This window comes from Rhodococcus sp. T7 (assembly GCF_009872365.1).
GTDB lineage: Bacteria > Actinomycetota > Actinomycetes > Mycobacteriales > Mycobacteriaceae > Rhodococcus_F.
Genome location: NZ_WXYH01000329.1, coordinates 1 through 15,465, shown reverse-complemented (window position 1 = coordinate 15,465; position 15,465 = coordinate 1). Strand labels below are relative to the sequence as shown.

Here is a 15,465-nt window from a genome sequence, read left to right as displayed (position 1 = left end):
CGCTCACCGTGGACGCCGTGCGTCTGATTACCGAACAGTTACCCCACTCGCCGTCGCGCCAATCACGCAGTCGGGTCCGACGGCCGCGGCGGGGGTCCGGAAGACGCGCGGAACCCGAGGCGAACTGGCACGATCGACGGGTGACGTACACCGAGCAGTTGCGTGATCTCGCGGCCCGGCACGGGGTGGCGACGTCGTATCAGGGTTGGGACAAGCAGCGTCACGACGTGGGTGACGAGACGCTCCGCAGCGTCCTCGCGGCGCTCGACGTCCCCGCCGCAACGGAGGACGAGGTGCGGCGCGCCCTGTCCGAGTGCGAGGTGGCGCCGTGGCGGCGGATGCTGCCGCCCGTCGTCGTCGGAACGGACGGATCCGAGACCCGTTTCGTGGTCCACGTCCCGCACGGCGAGAACGTGGACGTCACCATCGACACGGAGTCGGGCGGGACCGTCCGGGCCCGCCAACTCCAGGTGTGGGTCGATCCGCGGGAGGTCGACGGTGTTCTGGTGGGGCGCGCGACGTTCGCCGTGCCCACCGAGGTTCCGTGCGGATGGCACACGGTCCGGGCCTCCACTGCGGGCACCTCCTCCTCGTGCACGCTGGTCGTGACACCGGCGCGGTTGTCCACGTCCGACGCGCTGCGCGACCGCAGGCGCTGGGGTGTGCTCACGCAGTTGTACTCGATCCGGTCGCGTCGTTCCTGGGGTGTGGGCGATTTCGGCGACCTCGCGGATCTCGCGTCGATCTTCGGTTCCGTCCACGGCGCCGACTACGTTCTCGTCAATCCGCTGCATGCGGCGCAGCCCCGGCCCCCGATCGAGGCGTCGCCGTACCTGCCGACCACCCGCCGCTACGTCAACCCGCTGTACATCCGCGTCGAGGACATCCCGGAGACGGCGTACCTGTCGACGCGACGTCATGGGCGGATGCGCGACGCCGCAGCGCGATTCGCGCGGGCGAACGACCGGTCCGACCGGATAGCCCGCAACCCGTCGTACCGGGCCAAACTCCGGGTGCTCGAACGTGTCTTCCGGGTCGAGCGCAGCCCGAGCAGGCAGCACGCGTTCGAGGAGTTCTGCCGCGTGGAGGGTGACGGGCTGCGGGACTTCGCGACCTGGTGCGCACTCGCCGAGAAACTGCCGCCCGGCGACCCCCGCTGGCGGACGAAGGCGCACGCGCCGGACAGCGACTGGGTGCAGGCGCAGCGGCGCAAGCTCGCGCCGCGGGTCGAGTTCTACTCGTGGCTGCAATGGGTGTGCGACGAACAGCTTTCCGGCGCACAGGCCGCGGCCCGCGCGGCGGGCATGGACATCGGGATCGTGCACGATCTGGCCGTCGGGGTGCAGCGCGGGGGTGCGGACGCGTGGTCGCTGGGAACGGCTCTGGCAGAGGGCATTACCGTCGGCGCTCCTCCCGACGACTTCAATCAGCAGGGCCAGCAGTGGAATCAGCCGCCGTGGCGGCCCGATCGGCTGGCGGAACTGGGGTACGCCCCGTACCGCGACATGCTGCGCACCGTCCTGAAGCACGCGGGCGGCCTGCGGGTCGACCACATTCTGGGGCTGTTCCGGCTGTGGTGGATCCCCGCCGACGCGCAGACGCCCGCCGACGGAACGTATGTCACGTACGACCACGAGGCGCTCATCGGGATCCTCGCGCTCGAGGCGGAGCGGGCGGGCGCCGTGGTGATCGGCGAGGACCTCGGGGTCTTCGAACCCGCGGTGCAGGACTACCTCGCCGAGCGCGGCATCCTCGGGACCTCGATCCTGTGGTTCGAGCACGACGGCGAGCGGCCGACGCCCCCCGAGAAGTACCGGACGCTGTGCCTGACATCGGTGACCACGCACGATCTTCCGCCGACCGCCGGGTACCTCGCCGGCGAGCACATCGAATTGCGGTCACGGCTCGGGCTCCTCGAACGCGACCTCGAACTGGAGAAGGAACACGACGCGCAGCAGCGCGAGGCCGTCCTGCAACTGGCACGCGACCGCGGGTTGCTGGCGGACGACGCGTCGATCCCCGACACGGTGAAGGCGCTGTACCGGCTGATCGCCCGGAGTCCGTCGCTGCTGTCGGGTGTCGCGCTCGCCGACCTGGTGGGGGAGTACCGCATCCAGAATCAGCCGGGCACCGACGAGACCCAGTATCCGAACTGGAAGATCCCCCTCGCCGACGCGTCCGGGCGCGTCGTCCACGTCGAGGACCTCGCGCACGGCGATTTCGGGTTCGTCGAGGACGCAACCCGCACCTAGGGCGCGAGGGCGCGCATCGCCAGGTCGACGACGGCGTCCGCGTGCTCGTGGGTGAGGGGATGGGCTCCGGACTGCCAGCGGTAGAACATCGGTGCCATGAACAACTCGAAGGCCAGCGCGAGGTCGACGTCGGACCGCACCTGCCCGGCGTCCTGCGCCGAGCGGAGCCGCGTGGCGACGAACTCGAACTGCGGCCGGTAGATCCGTTCGACGATCTGTTCGCGCAGGGCCGGGTCCTGCAGCGATTCGATGGACAGCGCCCGGAACAGCGGTTCGAAATCGGGGGACGTGAACTCGTCGACGGTCGCGCGCAGCACGAGTCTCATGTCGGCCGCGAGGTCACCCGTGTCGGGCAGCGCCAGGGCCTCCCCGGCCGCGTTCTGTTCGTGCAGGGCGTCCACGACGAGTGCGCCCTTGGACCGCCACCAGCGGTAGATGGTCTGCTTCCCGACCTTCGCGCGCGCGGCGATGCCCTCGATGCTGATCTTCGCGTAGGGCTGTTCGCGGATCAGCTCCTGCGTGGCCTGCAGGATTGCGGCGCGGGACCGTTCGGATCGGCGGGGATTGTCGGCGGACGGCATGACCGGATCCTAGATCAGACGAGACGTATCATCTTGACTCGGCTGCGTCCCAGTGTAAACATGTAGCGAGACGGACCGTTCCGTCTCGGAAGGGATGAAGATGACCCGCTCACACATCGCCATGGTCAGCATCCCGGCGCCCGGGCACGTCAACCCCAGCCTGGAGATTCTCCGAGAACTCGTCGCGCGCGGGCACCGCGTGACGTACGCCAACGACGCCGCCGTGAAGGACGTCGTCGAGAGCACCGGAGCGGAATTCAAGGAGTACGCCTCGACGTTGCCGCGCGTGAACACCGGGGGCGCGGCGGACGAGTCCGGGGAGTCCTGGGTCGGCGACACCATCGATCACCTCACCCTGTTCCAGGCCGAGTACGAGTCGATGCTGCCGCAACTGCGGAGACTGTACGAGGACGACCGCCCCGACCTGTTCCTCTACGACATCGCGGGAGGCCCCGCCCGCGTCCTCGCCGAGGAATGGGGTGTGCCGATCGTGCAACTGTCGCCGACGTACGTGGCCTGGGAGGGCTACGAGGACGACATGAAATCGTTCGTGGACACCATGCGGGCCGACCCGCGCGGTGCCGCACTGTACGAGCGGCAGGGAAAACTGCTGCGGGACAACGGTGTCGAGACCGACCCGGACGAGTTCTACGGGCGCCCGGCCCGGGCGGTGGTGCTGATCGCGAAATCGATGCAGCCCAACGCCGACCGCGTGAACGAGGACGTCTACACGTTCGTCGGACCGGCCCTGCCCACCCGGCGGCCCGCCGACGGCCGGTGGGAGCGCCCGGCAGGCGCGGGCAAGGTGCTGCTCGTCTCGCTCGGCACCGCGTTCACCGATCACGCCGAATTCTACCGCCGCTGCATCGAGGCATTCGGCGACCTCGCCGGCTGGCACGTCGTCCTGCAGATCGGGCAGCACGTCGACGTCGGCGAACTCGGCACCGTGCCCGGCAACGTCGAGGTCCACCGCTGGGTGGCGCAGTTCGACATCCTCGGCCAGGCCGACGCGTTCCTCACCCACGCCGGCATGGGCGGATCCAGCGAGGGCATGTTCACGGGCACCCCGATGATCGCCGCCCCGCAGGCCACCGACCAGTTCGAGAACGCCGACGCGCTCGTCGCCGCGGGAGTGGCGGTGCGCGTGGACAGTTCGGAGGTGTCCGCGGCCGGACTGCGGGATGCGCTCGCGCAGGTCGACGCCGAGCCGGTCCGTCGCCGCAGCGCGGAGCTCGCCGCCGAGTTGCGTTCTGCCGGTGGAGTGGACGCCGCCGTCCGGGTCGTCGAGGAGTTCCTGTGAAGCCGCGAAACGTGTCGGTGGTCACGTCTACTCTGCGGGCATGGCACTCACACTCGGCATGATCACGTTCGACACCACCGACCCGGGGCCGCTCGCGAAGTGGTGGGCGAAGCAGACGGCGGGCACGGTCGAGCAGGAGAACGACGGCTGGTTCTACGTCGTCGCCCTCCCGGATTCCGTGCAGAAGCTGGCGTTCCAGAAGGTCGACGATCCCACTCCGGGGAAGAACCGCATCCACCTCGACCTGGCGTCCGAAGACCTCGACGGCGAGGTCGGCAGGCTGAGTGCCGACGGCGCGACGGAGGTCGCGCAGCACGAGATGGGCGGTTTCCGATGGGTCACGCTCGCCGATCCCGACGGCAACCAGTTCTGCGTCTCGGGTCCCCACGCGTGACAGCGGGTCCTGCATGATTGACCCTATGCCTTCCACTACGTGGGCCGACGCCCAGGGACTCTGCACCTTCGTCGATGCCTCACCGTCGCCGTTCCATGTGTGCGCGACCGTGTCGATGTTGCTGACCGGCAACGGTTTCACCGAGTTGCACGAGACCGACTCGTGGCCCGGCGAGCCCGGCCGGTACTTCCTGGTGCGCGGTGGATCCCTCATTGCGTGGAGCACCGAGGGGGTGGGCCGGACGGCGCCGTTCCGCATCGTCGGCGGGCACACCGACAGCCCGAACCTGCGCGTCAAGCAGCACCCCGACCTCTCGTCGGCGGGGTGGCAGCTGGTGGGACTCGAACCGTACGGCGGCGCGTGGCTCAACTCGTGGCTCGACCGCGACCTGGGCATCTCCGGGCGGCTGAGCGTGCGGGCGGGCAACACCGTGGAGGAGAAGCTCGTCCGCGTCGACGAGCCGATCCTGCGCGTCCCGCAACTGGCCATCCACCTGTCCGAGGACCGCAAGGGCGTGCACCTCGACCCGCAGCGCCACCTCAACGGCGTGTGGGGCGTGGGCACCGAACGCCGGTCGTTCATCGACTTCGTCGCCGAGCGGGCGGAGGTGTCTGCCGACGCGGTGCTCGGGTGGGAACTGATGACCCACGATCTCGCGCCCAGCGCCCTGGTCGGGACCGAACAGGACCTCGTCAGCGCGCCGCGGCTCGACAACCAGGGCACCTGCTACGCGGGCACCCAGGCGTTGCTGTCGGCGGCCGAGCGTCCCGGGGATCAGGTGCCGGTGCTCGCGCTGTTCGACCACGAGGAGGTGGGGAGCATGTCCGATCGGGGGGCGTTCTCCGATCTGCTGAGCACCGTCCTCGAGCGCATCGTCCTCGGTCGCGGGGGCGGCCGCGAAGAATTCCTGCAGACGATGGCGGGGTCGATCTGCGCGTCCGGGGACATGGCGCACGCGACGCATCCCAACTACCCGGACCGGCACGAGCCCGCCCACCACATCGCCGTCAACGGGGGACCGGTGCTCAAGGTCAACCAGAACCTGCGCTACGCCACCGACGCGGCCGGGGCCGGTGCGTTCGCGCTCGCCTGCGACCAGGCCGGTGTGCCGCTGCAGCGGTACGTGCACCGGGCCGATCTGCCGTGCGGTTCGACCATCGGCCCGATCACGGCGTCCAGGACCGGGCTGAGCACCGTCGACGTCGGAGCCGCGCAGCTCGGAATGCATTCCTCGCGGGAGCTGATGGGCGCCCGTGACGTGCGGGCCTATTCCGACGCCCTTGCGGCCTTCCTCACACCGACGGCGTGACGGGGAGGGGCGAGGAGCGCCAGGTCGGTGCCGGAACGAGCCGCCGGATAGACTGACGTACGGCTCGTCGCCACCCGGCTTGCGCCGACCGTGACTCCCGGCTTGCCTCTCTTGACTCCCGTAGGGAAGGGACCCCACCTCCAGTGTCAGCACACCCGGTCGATACCGTCACCGCCGCCACCGCGACCCCCGACGTCGCACAGCCTTTCAAGGAGCTGGGTCTCAAGGACGACGAGTACGCCCGCATCAAGGAGATCCTGGGCCGGCGCCCCACCGAGGCCGAGCTCGCGATGTACTCGGTGATGTGGAGTGAGCACTGCTCCTACAAGTCGTCCAAGGTGCACCTGAAGTACTTCGGTGAGACCACGACCGACGAGATGCGTTCCTCGATGCTCGCGGGCATCGGCGAGAACGCCGGCGTCGTCGACATCGGCGACGGCTGGGCGGTCACGTTCAAGGTCGAGAGCCACAACCACCCCTCCTACGTGGAGCCCTACCAGGGCGCGGCCACCGGCGTCGGCGGCATCGTCCGCGACATCATGGCCATGGGCGCGCGGCCCATCGCCGTCATGGACCAGTTGCGTTTCGGTGCGGCGGACGCCCCCGACACCCGTCGCGTCGTCGACGGTGTGGTGCGTGGCGTCGGCGGCTACGGCAACTCGCTCGGCCTCCCCAACATCGGCGGCGAGACCGTCTTCGACGAGTCGTACGCCGGTAACCCGCTGGTCAACGCCCTGTGCGCTGGCACAATGCGCGTCGAGGACCTGCACCTCGCGTTCGCGTCCGGTGCCGGCAACAAGATCATCCTGTTCGGTGCGCGCACCGGCCTCGACGGCATTGGTGGCGTGTCCGTGCTCGCGTCGGAGACGTTCGACGGCGACGAGAGCGGGGACGAACACGAAGCCGAAGGCGGAGCTGGAGCATCGAAAAGCCGGAAGAAGCTCCCGGCGGTGCAGGTGGGTGACCCGTTCACCGAGAAGGTGCTCATCGAGTGCTGTCTCGAGCTGTACGCCGCGAAGCTCGTGGTCGGCATCCAGGACCTCGGCGGCGCCGGGCTGTCCTGCGCCACGTCCGAGCTGGCCGCGGCCGGCGACGGCGGCATGCACATCAACCTCGAGCAGGTCCCGATGCGGGCCACCGGCATGACCGCCGCCGAGGTGCTGTCCAGCGAGTCGCAGGAACGCATGTGCGCGGTCGTCACCCCCGAGAACGTCGACGCGTTCATGGAGGTCTGCAAGAAGTGGGACGTCCTCGCCACCGACATCGGTGAGGTCACCGACGGCGATCGGCTCACCATCTCCTGGCACGGCGAGACCGTCGTCGACGTGCCGCCGCGCACCGTCGCCCACGAGGGGCCGGTGTACGAGCGCCCCGTGCAGCGTCCCGCGAGCCAGGACGCCCTGGTCGCGAACACCACCGCCGACCTGAAGCGTCCCGAGTCCGCCGACGAGCTGAAGGCGACGCTGCTGAAGATGCTCGCGTCCCCGGCGCTGTGCAGCCGCAAGTGGATCACCGAGCAGTACGACCGTTACGTGCGCGGCAACACCGTCCTCGCCGAGAACGCAGACTCCGGTGTGATCCGCGTCGACGAGAAGACGGGCCGCGGCATCGCGCTCGCCACCGACGCGTCCGGCCGGTACACCTCGCTCGACCCGTACGCCGGTGCGCAGCTCGCACTCGCGGAGGCCTTCCGCAACGTCGCCGTCACCGGCGCCACCCCCAAGGCCGTCAGCAACTGCCTGAACTTCGGATCCCCCGAGGACCCGGGTGTCATGTGGCAGTTCCAGCAGGCCGTCCGCGGTCTGGCGGACGGCTGCGCGAAGCTCGGCATCCCCGTCACCGGCGGCAACGTCAGCTTCTACAACCAGACCGGTTCGACGGCGATCCTGCCCACCCCGGTGGTGGCCGTGCTCGGCGTCATCGACGACGTGCACCGCCGCATCCCCACCGGTCTCGGACTGGAACCGGGCGAGACGCTGATCCTGCTCGGCGACACCCGCGACGAGTTCGACGGGTCCATCTGGTCCCAGGTCGAGCACGGCCACCTCGGCGGCGTGCCGCCGAAGGTCGACCTCGACCGGGAGCAGTTGCTGGCCGACATCCTCCTCGCGGCGTCCCGCGACGGCCTGGTGTCCGCGGCGCACGACCTGTCCGAGGGTGGTCTCGCGCAGGCCGTCGTCGAGGCCGCACTGGCCGGGGAGACGGGCTGCCGCATCCTGCTTCCCGACGACGCCGATCCGTTCGTCACGCTGTTCTCGGAGTCTTCGGGACGGGTGCTCGTCGCGGTTCCGCGCACCGAGGAAACTCGCTTTACGGGTATGTGCACGGCCCGTAACCTCCCGTGGGTGCGCATCGGTGTGGTCGACGAGGGCTCCGATTCCGTCGAGGTCCAGGGCCAGTTCTCGGTCTCGCTCGACGAGCTGCGCACGACGTTCGAGGGAACTCTGCCGGCACTGTTCGGGTGATGAATGGTCGAATCGGGGGCGTTGGAGAGGGTTGACAGGGGGCCGCGGGAACTCTCGCGGCTGGTCGATCCTGCTCTCCTCCACGGTCCCCGACTCGACCGGACCTGGCGTTTCCTCCGCCTCGACTTCACCGGTATCGCGTTTGCGACGCTGTTCTTCTGCTGGTCGCTGACGCCGTCGCTGCTGCCCCGCGACTGGCTGTTCCAGGGGCTGATCGGCGGCATCAACGCCGCCATCGGCTACGCGGTGGGAACGGCGATCGGCTGGCTGGTCCGCCGCTACGTCCTGAGGAATCGGTCGTGGTGGCCGCTGCCGGAACCGTGGTCCACGGGCCTGCGCGTGCTCGTGACGGTGACGTGCGTGTCGGTGAGTCTCGTGATGCTCGCGTACTCCGCGGCGTGGCAGCGTGAACTCGCCGCGCTGATGGGGGCGGAGGGCACCACCACCACCGGCTACATCCGCACCGGGGGTCTGAGCCTGCTCGTGGGTGCGGCGATCATCTCGGTGTGGCGGCTGACGCGCGAACTGGTGCGGTGGATCGCGGGACGACTCATCCGGCGGTGGCACCTCGCGATCCCCACGGCCACCACCGTCGGCATCCTCATCGTGACGGTGCTGTTCTTCCTCCTCGTCGACGGTGTCCTGATGCGCGGCATCTACGCCGCCGCGAACGCGGCGTTCAGCCTGCAGAATTCGACCACCCGCGACGGCGTCGAGCAGCCGCTCGACCCCGAGAAGTCCGGTAGCCCGGAGTCGTTGGCGCCCTGGGACACTCTCGGGTACGAGGGCCGGAACTTCGTGTCCCGCGGCCTGGACGCCGACGAACTCACGGCAGCCAACGGCACGCCGGCCAAGGACCCGATCCGGGTCTACGCGGGACTCGAGACCGCCGAGGACCCCGACGAACGCATGGACATCGTCATCGACGAACTCGAGCGGACCGGTGCGTTCTCACGCAAGGTCCTCGTCGTCATCCCCACCACGGGCACGGGCTGGGTCAATCCCACTGCGGCGCAGGCGATCGAGTTGGTCCACAACGGCGACACTGCGCTCGTCGCAAGCCAGTACTCGTTCCTGCCGAGCTGGATCTCGTTCCTCGCCGACCGGGAGAAGGCCGCCGAGGCGGGAAAGATGCTGATCGACCGCGTGCACGAACGGTGGTTGCAGGAACCCGAGGCGACCCGCCCCAAGCTGCTCGTCTACGGCGAGAGCCTCGGCACCCAGGCGGGGGAGGGCGCCTTCGACACGCTGAGCGACATCCGGCAGACCGTCGACGGCGTGCTGTGGGTGGGGCCGCCCAACTCGAACCGGCTGTGGGGTCAGCTCGTTCAGCGCCGCGACCCGGGCAGTCCCGAGGTGGACCCCGAGTATGCGGCGGGCCTGGTGGTGCGGTTCGCCGACGACTCCGCCGACATGGTCGAAGACCCGGGGGAGTGGTTGTCGCCGCGCATCCTGTACGTCCAGCACCCGTCCGATCCGGTCGTGTGGTGGTCGCCCGACCTCGCGTTCACCCGTCCCGACTGGCTGAAGGAACCACCGGGTGACGATCGTTCGCCGTCGATGAAATGGTTTCCGTTCGTGACGTTCTGGCAGGTGTCGGCCGACCTCACGAATGCCGCCGGGGTGCCGGACGGGCACGGCCACAATTACGGGACCCTCGTCCTCGACGGCTGGATCACCGTCGCGCAGCCCGAGGGGTGGACGGCCGCCGACACCGAACGCGTCCGGTCCACCCTCGAATCCCTCGCTGGGTCGGAGGGTCCGGAGAAGTGAGCAGGCTCGCGTCCGTGGCCGGTGCGGCGGCGGCCGTGCTGTGGAACAACGTGGTGCTGCCCGGTTCGGGACTCGGCCCGTACGGGCGGGCCGTCGCGGGCGGCGCGCTCGGACTGTCGGCGGTGGGAGCCGCGCGGGCCGGGGGGTACGGCGTCGACGAACTCGGGCTGTCCGCGTCGGCGGTGCGGTCCGGGCTGCGGTACGGCTCCGTGGTGTCGGTGCTCCCGCTCGCCGGATACGCGATCGCGCTGAGCGTGCCCGCCGCGCGCAGGCGGATTCCGGCAGGCGAGCGCGTCACCGATGTCGCCGGCTGGGTGGGGTTCCGGATCCCGGTGGGGACCGTCGTGCACGAGGAACTGCTGTTCCGCAGCGTCCTGTCCGCCATGCTGCGCCGGGGCTGGACGCCCACCCCGGCGTACGCCCTGCACGCTGTGACGTTCGGGTTGTGGCACGTGTGCGCGGCCCGGATCGCCGGTGACCCGATCGCCGCGAGCGTGCTGCTCACCGGTTCCTCCGCGCTGCTGTTCGAGTGGTTGCGACGGCGCAGCGGCAGCGTGGTAGCCCCTGCACTGCTGCATCTTTCGGTCAACGTCGGCGGGGTGGTGGCCGCCGAGGTCGCGCGGGCCCGCACAGTAGATTGAGCGTATGCCGTCGCGTCGAGCCGTAGATCCCGCCGAACTGAGGGCCGCCGTACTCGAGGTCGGTCCGTGGCTGCGCGGCGATACCGAGGAGAAGCCGTCCCGCACCCAGCTGGCCGCGGCGGTCCGGCTCAGCGCGCGGACGCTCGAGCAGGTGGCACCCGGTTCGAGCGTGGAGGTGCGGGTGCCGCCGTTCGTCGCGGTCCAGTGCATCGAGGGTCCCCGGCACACCCGCGGCACCCCGCCGAACGTCGTGGAGACCGATCCGCGGACGTGGCTGCTGCTGGTGACGGGACTGCTGGAGTTCGACGGCGCGACCTCCGGCGGCGCGGTGTCGGTGTCGGGGAGCCGCGCCGGGGAGATCGCGCACTGGCTGCCGCTGCTGCGCGTGTAGTCACCCCAGCCACAGCGCACGGGTGCGCGGCAGGCCGCTCGATCCGGTGTCGGACGGGCGCACGGCGAGGACCTGATGGATCGTCAGGCGACCCTTCTCCTCGAACCCCAGGGCGCTGGCCGCGAGGTACAGCAACCATGTGCGGGCCCGCTCCGCGCCCGCGAGCCGGACGGCGTCGTCCCAGGTGCCGCGCAGTCTGCTGACCCAGGCCCGCAGCGTCAGGGCGTAGTGCTCCCGGAGGGCCTCGACGTCGCGCACCTCGAGTCCGGTGCGCTCGAACGCGTCCAAGGTCCTGCTCAGGGGCAGCACCTCGCCGTCCGGGAAGATGTAGTTCTCGATCAGACCCGGCGCGTCCTCCGTCCCGGTGCGCGACCGCACCGAGGCGATGGCGTGGTTGAGCAGCCGCCCCTCGGGACGCAGAAGGGTTTCCAGGTGCGCCGCGTATTCGGGCAGGGCGGCGTCGCCGACGTGCTCGGACATGCCGATGCTGGAGATCGCGTCGAAGGGACCGTCCACGACGTCGCGGTAGTCCTGCACGCGGATCTCGATCCGATCCGACAGGCCCTCCTCGGAGACGCGGGCCCGCGCCCATTCGGCCTGTTCGTGACTGAGGGTGATCCCGACGACGGACACGTCGTACTTCTCGGCGGCGTGGATCGCCATCGAACCCCACCCGCAGCCCACGTCCAGCAGTCGCATGCCCGACTGCAGCCCTAGCTTGCGGCAGACCAGGTCCAGCTTGTCGTTCTGCGCTTCCTCGAGCGTCCCGATCGCGCCTCGGTCGCCCGGTCGCTGATCCCAGTACCCACACGAGTAGACCATCGTGGGCCCCAGGAACAGGCTGTAGAAATCGTTGCCGACGTCGTAGTGGTGCGAGACCGAGGACGCGTCGCGCGCCTTGCTGTGCTTGGCGCCGCGGCGGCGGGGCACCTCCACCGACGGCGGTTTCGGGCGGAGACCGAGGCCGCCGAGCCGGACGAACGTCGCGAGCGCCTTCAGGATCGCGGTGCGGTCGGAGCCGCGGACGCCGAGAGTTTCCAGCCGGTCGACGAGCCCCGGGAGCGCGAGGAGCCGGAAGACGTCGCCCTCGATCTCGAGGTCACCGGACACGTAGGCCCGGACGAGGCCGAGCTCGTTCGGCGACCACAGCACCCTCCGGACGGCCCGCCGGTTGCGGAAGACGACGGTGACGTCCGCGTCGGGGCCTGCCTCCGAGCCGTCCCAGCATCGGACACGTACGGGAAGGGGGATGCCCATCGCACCTTCGAAGGCGCTCAGCAGACGTTCTGCGGCGGTCGGAGCCGTGCTGCGGATGTTCATCGGAAAAGCCCCCGCTCGGTGGTTCGAGGAAACTGATCGATACCGAAACTAATCTATTTTCGGCCCGTCGTCCGGGAGTCGGGCCGGTTCGATCGGCACCGTGGGCGAAGCGACGGCGCCGGGCACGTAGACTGACCTTGCCCCTCACACGCCCATCCCCAGGGAGCACCCCGGTGACCAGAGCCGATCTGTCGGTCCACAGTCCTAATCTTCTCTCTTCGAACCCGTCCGACGAGGACGAGAACGAGCCCCGCGAAGAATGCGGAGTCTTCGGCGTCTGGGCGCCGGGAGAGGATGTGGCGAAACTCACCTACTACGGACTTTATGCTCTGCAGCACCGTGGTCAGGAAGCGGCGGGCATCGCCGTCGCAGACGGTTCGCAGGTGCTGGTCTTCAAGGACCTCGGGTTGGTCAGCCAGGTGTTCGACGAGCAGACCCTGGCAGCGATGCCCGGTCACGTCGCCGTCGGTCACTGTCGCTACTCCACCACGGGCTCGACCACGTGGGAGAACGCGCAGCCGATCTTCCGCACCACCGCCGCGGGCAGCGGCATCGCCCTCGGCCACAACGGCAACCTGGTCAACACGGCGGAACTGGCGCAGCGCGCCCGTGCGGCGGGTCTCGTCAACGACAAGCGTCCCGGCGGCGCCACGTCCGACTCGGACGTCGTCGGCGCCCTCCTCGCGCACGCCGCCGCGGACAGCACCATCGAGCAGGCAGCCATGAAGCTGCTGCCGACGCTGCGCGGCGCGTTCTGCCTCACGTTCATGGACGAGCACACGCTCTACGCGGCGCGTGACCCGCACGGCATCCGCCCCCTGTGCCTCGGACGACTGGACCGCGGCTGGGTGGTGGCCAGCGAGACGGCCGCACTCGACATCGTCGGCGCGTCGTTCGTCCGCGACATCGAGCCCGGCGAACTGCTCGCCATCGACGCCGACGGCGTCCGCTCCTCTCGCTTCGCGAACCCCGAGCCCAAGGGCTGCGTGTTCGAGTACGTGTACCTGGCTCGTCCGGACAGCGTCATCGGCGGACGGTCGGTGCATTCCACCCGCGTCGAGATCGGCCGCCGCCTCGCCACCGAGCACCCCGCGGAGGGCGACCTCGTCATCCCGGTCCCCGAATCGGGTACTCCCGCCGCGGTCGGGTACGCGCAGGGGTCGGGCATTCCGTACGGCCAGGGTCTGATGAAGAACGCCTACGTGGGCCGCACCTTCATCCAGCCTTCGCAGACCATCCGCCAGCTCGGTATCCGCCTCAAACTCAATCCGCTGAAGGAAGTCATCCGGGGTAAGCGCCTCGTGGTGGTGGACGACTCGATCGTCCGCGGCAACACCCAGCGCGCGCTCATCCGGATGCTCCGCGAGGCAGGCGCCCTGGAAATCCACGTCCGGATCGCGTCGCCGCCGGTCAAGTGGCCCTGCTTCTACGGCATCGACTTCGCCTCCCCGGCCGAGTTGATCGCCAACGGTGCGGGCGGCAGCGGCGAGCCCGGCAGCTTCGACGAGATGCTCGAAGGGGTGCGCCGCTCCATCGGCGCCGACACCCTCGGCTACATCTCGACCGACGGCATGATCGCGGCCACCGAGCAGCCGGCGTCGCGACTGTGCGCGGCCTGCTTCGACGGCACGTACCCGATCGCGCTCCCCACGGAGACGTCGATCGGAAAGAACGTTCTCGAGGGAATGCTCGAGAGCGCGGCAGGCGGTCCCGCGACGCGGGAGAACGACAACGCGAACGCCCTCAGTCGGCCGTAGGCCGGTACATCGGGAGCCGGCCGGGGAACGTACTCCGGTACCGTAAGGACGCAATCACAGCACTCGATTGCCCGACCGACACGATTTTGACGAGCAACAGAAGGCTGGAGTAACAACCACATGACCGAGGATCCGACAAGTCGCCCTGGCGCGTCCTACGCCGCCGCAGGAGTGGACATCGCCGCAGGCGATCGGGCGGTGGAACTCTTCGCTCCCTTGGCCAAGCGCGCCAGCCGTCCCGAGGTTCTCGGTGGTCTCGGTGGATTCGCGGGACTGTTCTCGCTCAAGGGTGACTACAAGGAGCCGCTGCTCGCGGCGTCCACGGACGGTGTGGGCACCAAGCTCGCCGTCGCCCAGGCACTCGACAAGCACGACACCGTGGGCCTCGACCTGGTCGCGATGGTCGTCGACGACCTCGTCGTCTGCGGCGCCGAGCCGCTGTTCCTGCAGGACTACATCGCCGTCGGGCGTGTCGTACCGGAGCGGGTCGCCGAACTGGTCAGCGGCATCGCCGAAGGCTGCATCCAGGCCGGGTGCGCGCTGCTCGGCGGCGAGACGGCCGAGCACCCCGGCGTGATGGCGGACGGCGACTACGACCTCTCCGCGACCGGTGTCGGTGTGGTCGAGGCCGATCAGCTGCTGGGCCCCGACCGGGTCCGGCCCGGCGACGTCGTGATCGCGATGGGTTCGTCCGGTCTGCATTCCAACGGTTACTCGCTGGCCCGCAAGGTGCTGCTCGAGATCGATCACATGAGCCTGACGGCGCACGTCGACGAATTCGGCCGCACCCTGGGCGAGGAGATGCTCGAACCCACGAAGATCTACGCCAAGGACTGCCTGGCGCTCGCCGCCGAGACCGACGTGCGCACGTTCTGCCACGTCACCGGTGGTGGACTGGCCAACAACCTCGCCCGGGTCATGCCGAAGGGTCTGGTCGCCGAACTCGATCGCGGCACCTGGAGCCCCGCTCCGATCTTCGCGATGATCGCGCAGCGCGGACGCGTGGAGCGGGCCGAGATGGAGCAGACGTTCAACATGGGCGTCGGCATGGTCGCGATCGTGGCGCCCGAGGACGTCGATCGTGCGCTGGCCGTCCTGACGGCGCGGCACATCGACTGCTGGACGCTGGGCAGCATCAAGAAGTCGCACGACGTGTCCGCCGAGCGCGCACTTCTCGCCGGCGACCACCCGAGGTTCTAGGGTCGGACGCCGTCGGTCGGAACGGGGCGAGCTAGTGGCCCCGACCGGCTGAAGACGTGGAAATGAGGGGGAGCCGGTATCG

Annotated in this window: 12 protein-coding genes; 10 read left to right on the top strand and 2 right to left on the bottom strand. The window is 69.6% G+C overall.

Annotation, left to right across the window (positions count from 1 at the left end):
- Window positions 1–140: 140 nt before the first annotated feature.
- Window positions 141–2,252, top strand: coding sequence for a 4-alpha-glucanotransferase (malQ, locus tag MLGJGCBP_RS28235; RefSeq protein WP_160099634.1), 2,112 nt, complete (start codon window positions 141–143; stop codon window positions 2,250–2,252).
- Here the strand turns inward: malQ and MLGJGCBP_RS28230 are convergent.
- Window positions 2,249–2,833, bottom strand: coding sequence for a TetR/AcrR family transcriptional regulator (locus tag MLGJGCBP_RS28230; RefSeq protein ID WP_160099632.1), 585 nt, complete (start codon window positions 2,831–2,833; stop codon window positions 2,249–2,251). The two genes, malQ and MLGJGCBP_RS28230, sit on opposite strands and share 4 nt — an antisense overlap.
- Window positions 2,834–2,927: 94 nt before the next feature.
- Here MLGJGCBP_RS28230 and MLGJGCBP_RS28225 point away from each other — a divergent pair, with 94 nt between their 5' ends.
- From MLGJGCBP_RS28225 to MLGJGCBP_RS28195, 7 genes are all read left to right on the top strand, one after another.
- Window positions 2,928–4,133: a macrolide family glycosyltransferase gene (locus MLGJGCBP_RS28225; protein ID WP_160099630.1), complete on the top strand. Its 1,206-nt coding sequence runs from the start codon at window positions 2,928–2,930 to the stop codon at window positions 4,131–4,133.
- A 40-nt stretch (window positions 4,134–4,173) separates the two neighbouring features.
- A complete protein-coding gene (locus tag MLGJGCBP_RS28220; RefSeq protein ID WP_160099628.1) occupies window positions 4,174–4,527 on the top strand; it encodes a VOC family protein in 354 nt (117 codons plus the stop codon).
- A 25-nt stretch (window positions 4,528–4,552) separates the two neighbouring features.
- On the top strand, window positions 4,553–5,836 hold the full coding sequence (locus tag MLGJGCBP_RS28215; protein WP_087557709.1) for a M18 family aminopeptidase: 1,284 nt from the start codon (window positions 4,553–4,555) through the stop codon (window positions 5,834–5,836).
- A gap of 143 nt (window positions 5,837–5,979) precedes the next feature.
- Entirely contained in the window at window positions 5,980–8,301 is a 2,322-nt protein-coding gene (gene purL / locus MLGJGCBP_RS28210; RefSeq protein ID WP_160099626.1) for a phosphoribosylformylglycinamidine synthase subunit PurL, read from the top strand.
- A gap of 3 nt (window positions 8,302–8,304) precedes the next feature.
- On the top strand, window positions 8,305–10,074 hold the full coding sequence (locus MLGJGCBP_RS28205; protein ID WP_160099624.1) for an alpha/beta hydrolase: 1,770 nt from the start codon (window positions 8,305–8,307) through the stop codon (window positions 10,072–10,074).
- Window positions 10,071–10,715: a CPBP family intramembrane glutamic endopeptidase gene (locus MLGJGCBP_RS28200; RefSeq protein ID WP_160099622.1), complete on the top strand. Its 645-nt coding sequence runs from the start codon at window positions 10,071–10,073 to the stop codon at window positions 10,713–10,715. Before MLGJGCBP_RS28205 ends, MLGJGCBP_RS28200 begins: the two co-directional genes overlap by 4 nt.
- Before the next feature lie 4 nt (window positions 10,716–10,719).
- Window positions 10,720–11,106 carry a sterol carrier family protein gene (locus MLGJGCBP_RS28195; RefSeq protein WP_087557705.1) on the top strand — a complete coding sequence of 129 codons (387 nt, stop codon included), beginning with the start codon at window positions 10,720–10,722 and terminating at the stop codon, window positions 11,104–11,106.
- Here the strand turns inward: MLGJGCBP_RS28195 and MLGJGCBP_RS28190 are convergent, their stop codons facing one another.
- On the bottom strand, window positions 11,107–12,426 hold the full coding sequence (locus MLGJGCBP_RS28190; protein WP_160099620.1) for an SAM-dependent methyltransferase: 1,320 nt from the start codon (window positions 12,424–12,426) through the stop codon (window positions 11,107–11,109).
- A gap of 173 nt (window positions 12,427–12,599) precedes the next feature.
- On the opposite strand from MLGJGCBP_RS28190, the gene purF reads away from it, so the two are divergent.
- Both purF and purM read left to right on the top strand, forming a co-directional pair.
- Window positions 12,600–14,183: an amidophosphoribosyltransferase gene (gene purF, locus MLGJGCBP_RS28185; protein ID WP_087557703.1), complete on the top strand. Its 1,584-nt coding sequence runs from the start codon at window positions 12,600–12,602 to the stop codon at window positions 14,181–14,183.
- Between the two features lie 120 nt (window positions 14,184–14,303).
- Window positions 14,304–15,383 (top strand): phosphoribosylformylglycinamidine cyclo-ligase, encoded by a 1,080-nt coding sequence (gene purM / locus MLGJGCBP_RS28180; protein WP_087557702.1) that lies wholly within the window; start codon window positions 14,304–14,306, stop codon window positions 15,381–15,383.
- The last annotated feature ends 82 nt before the right edge of the window (window positions 15,384–15,465 follow it).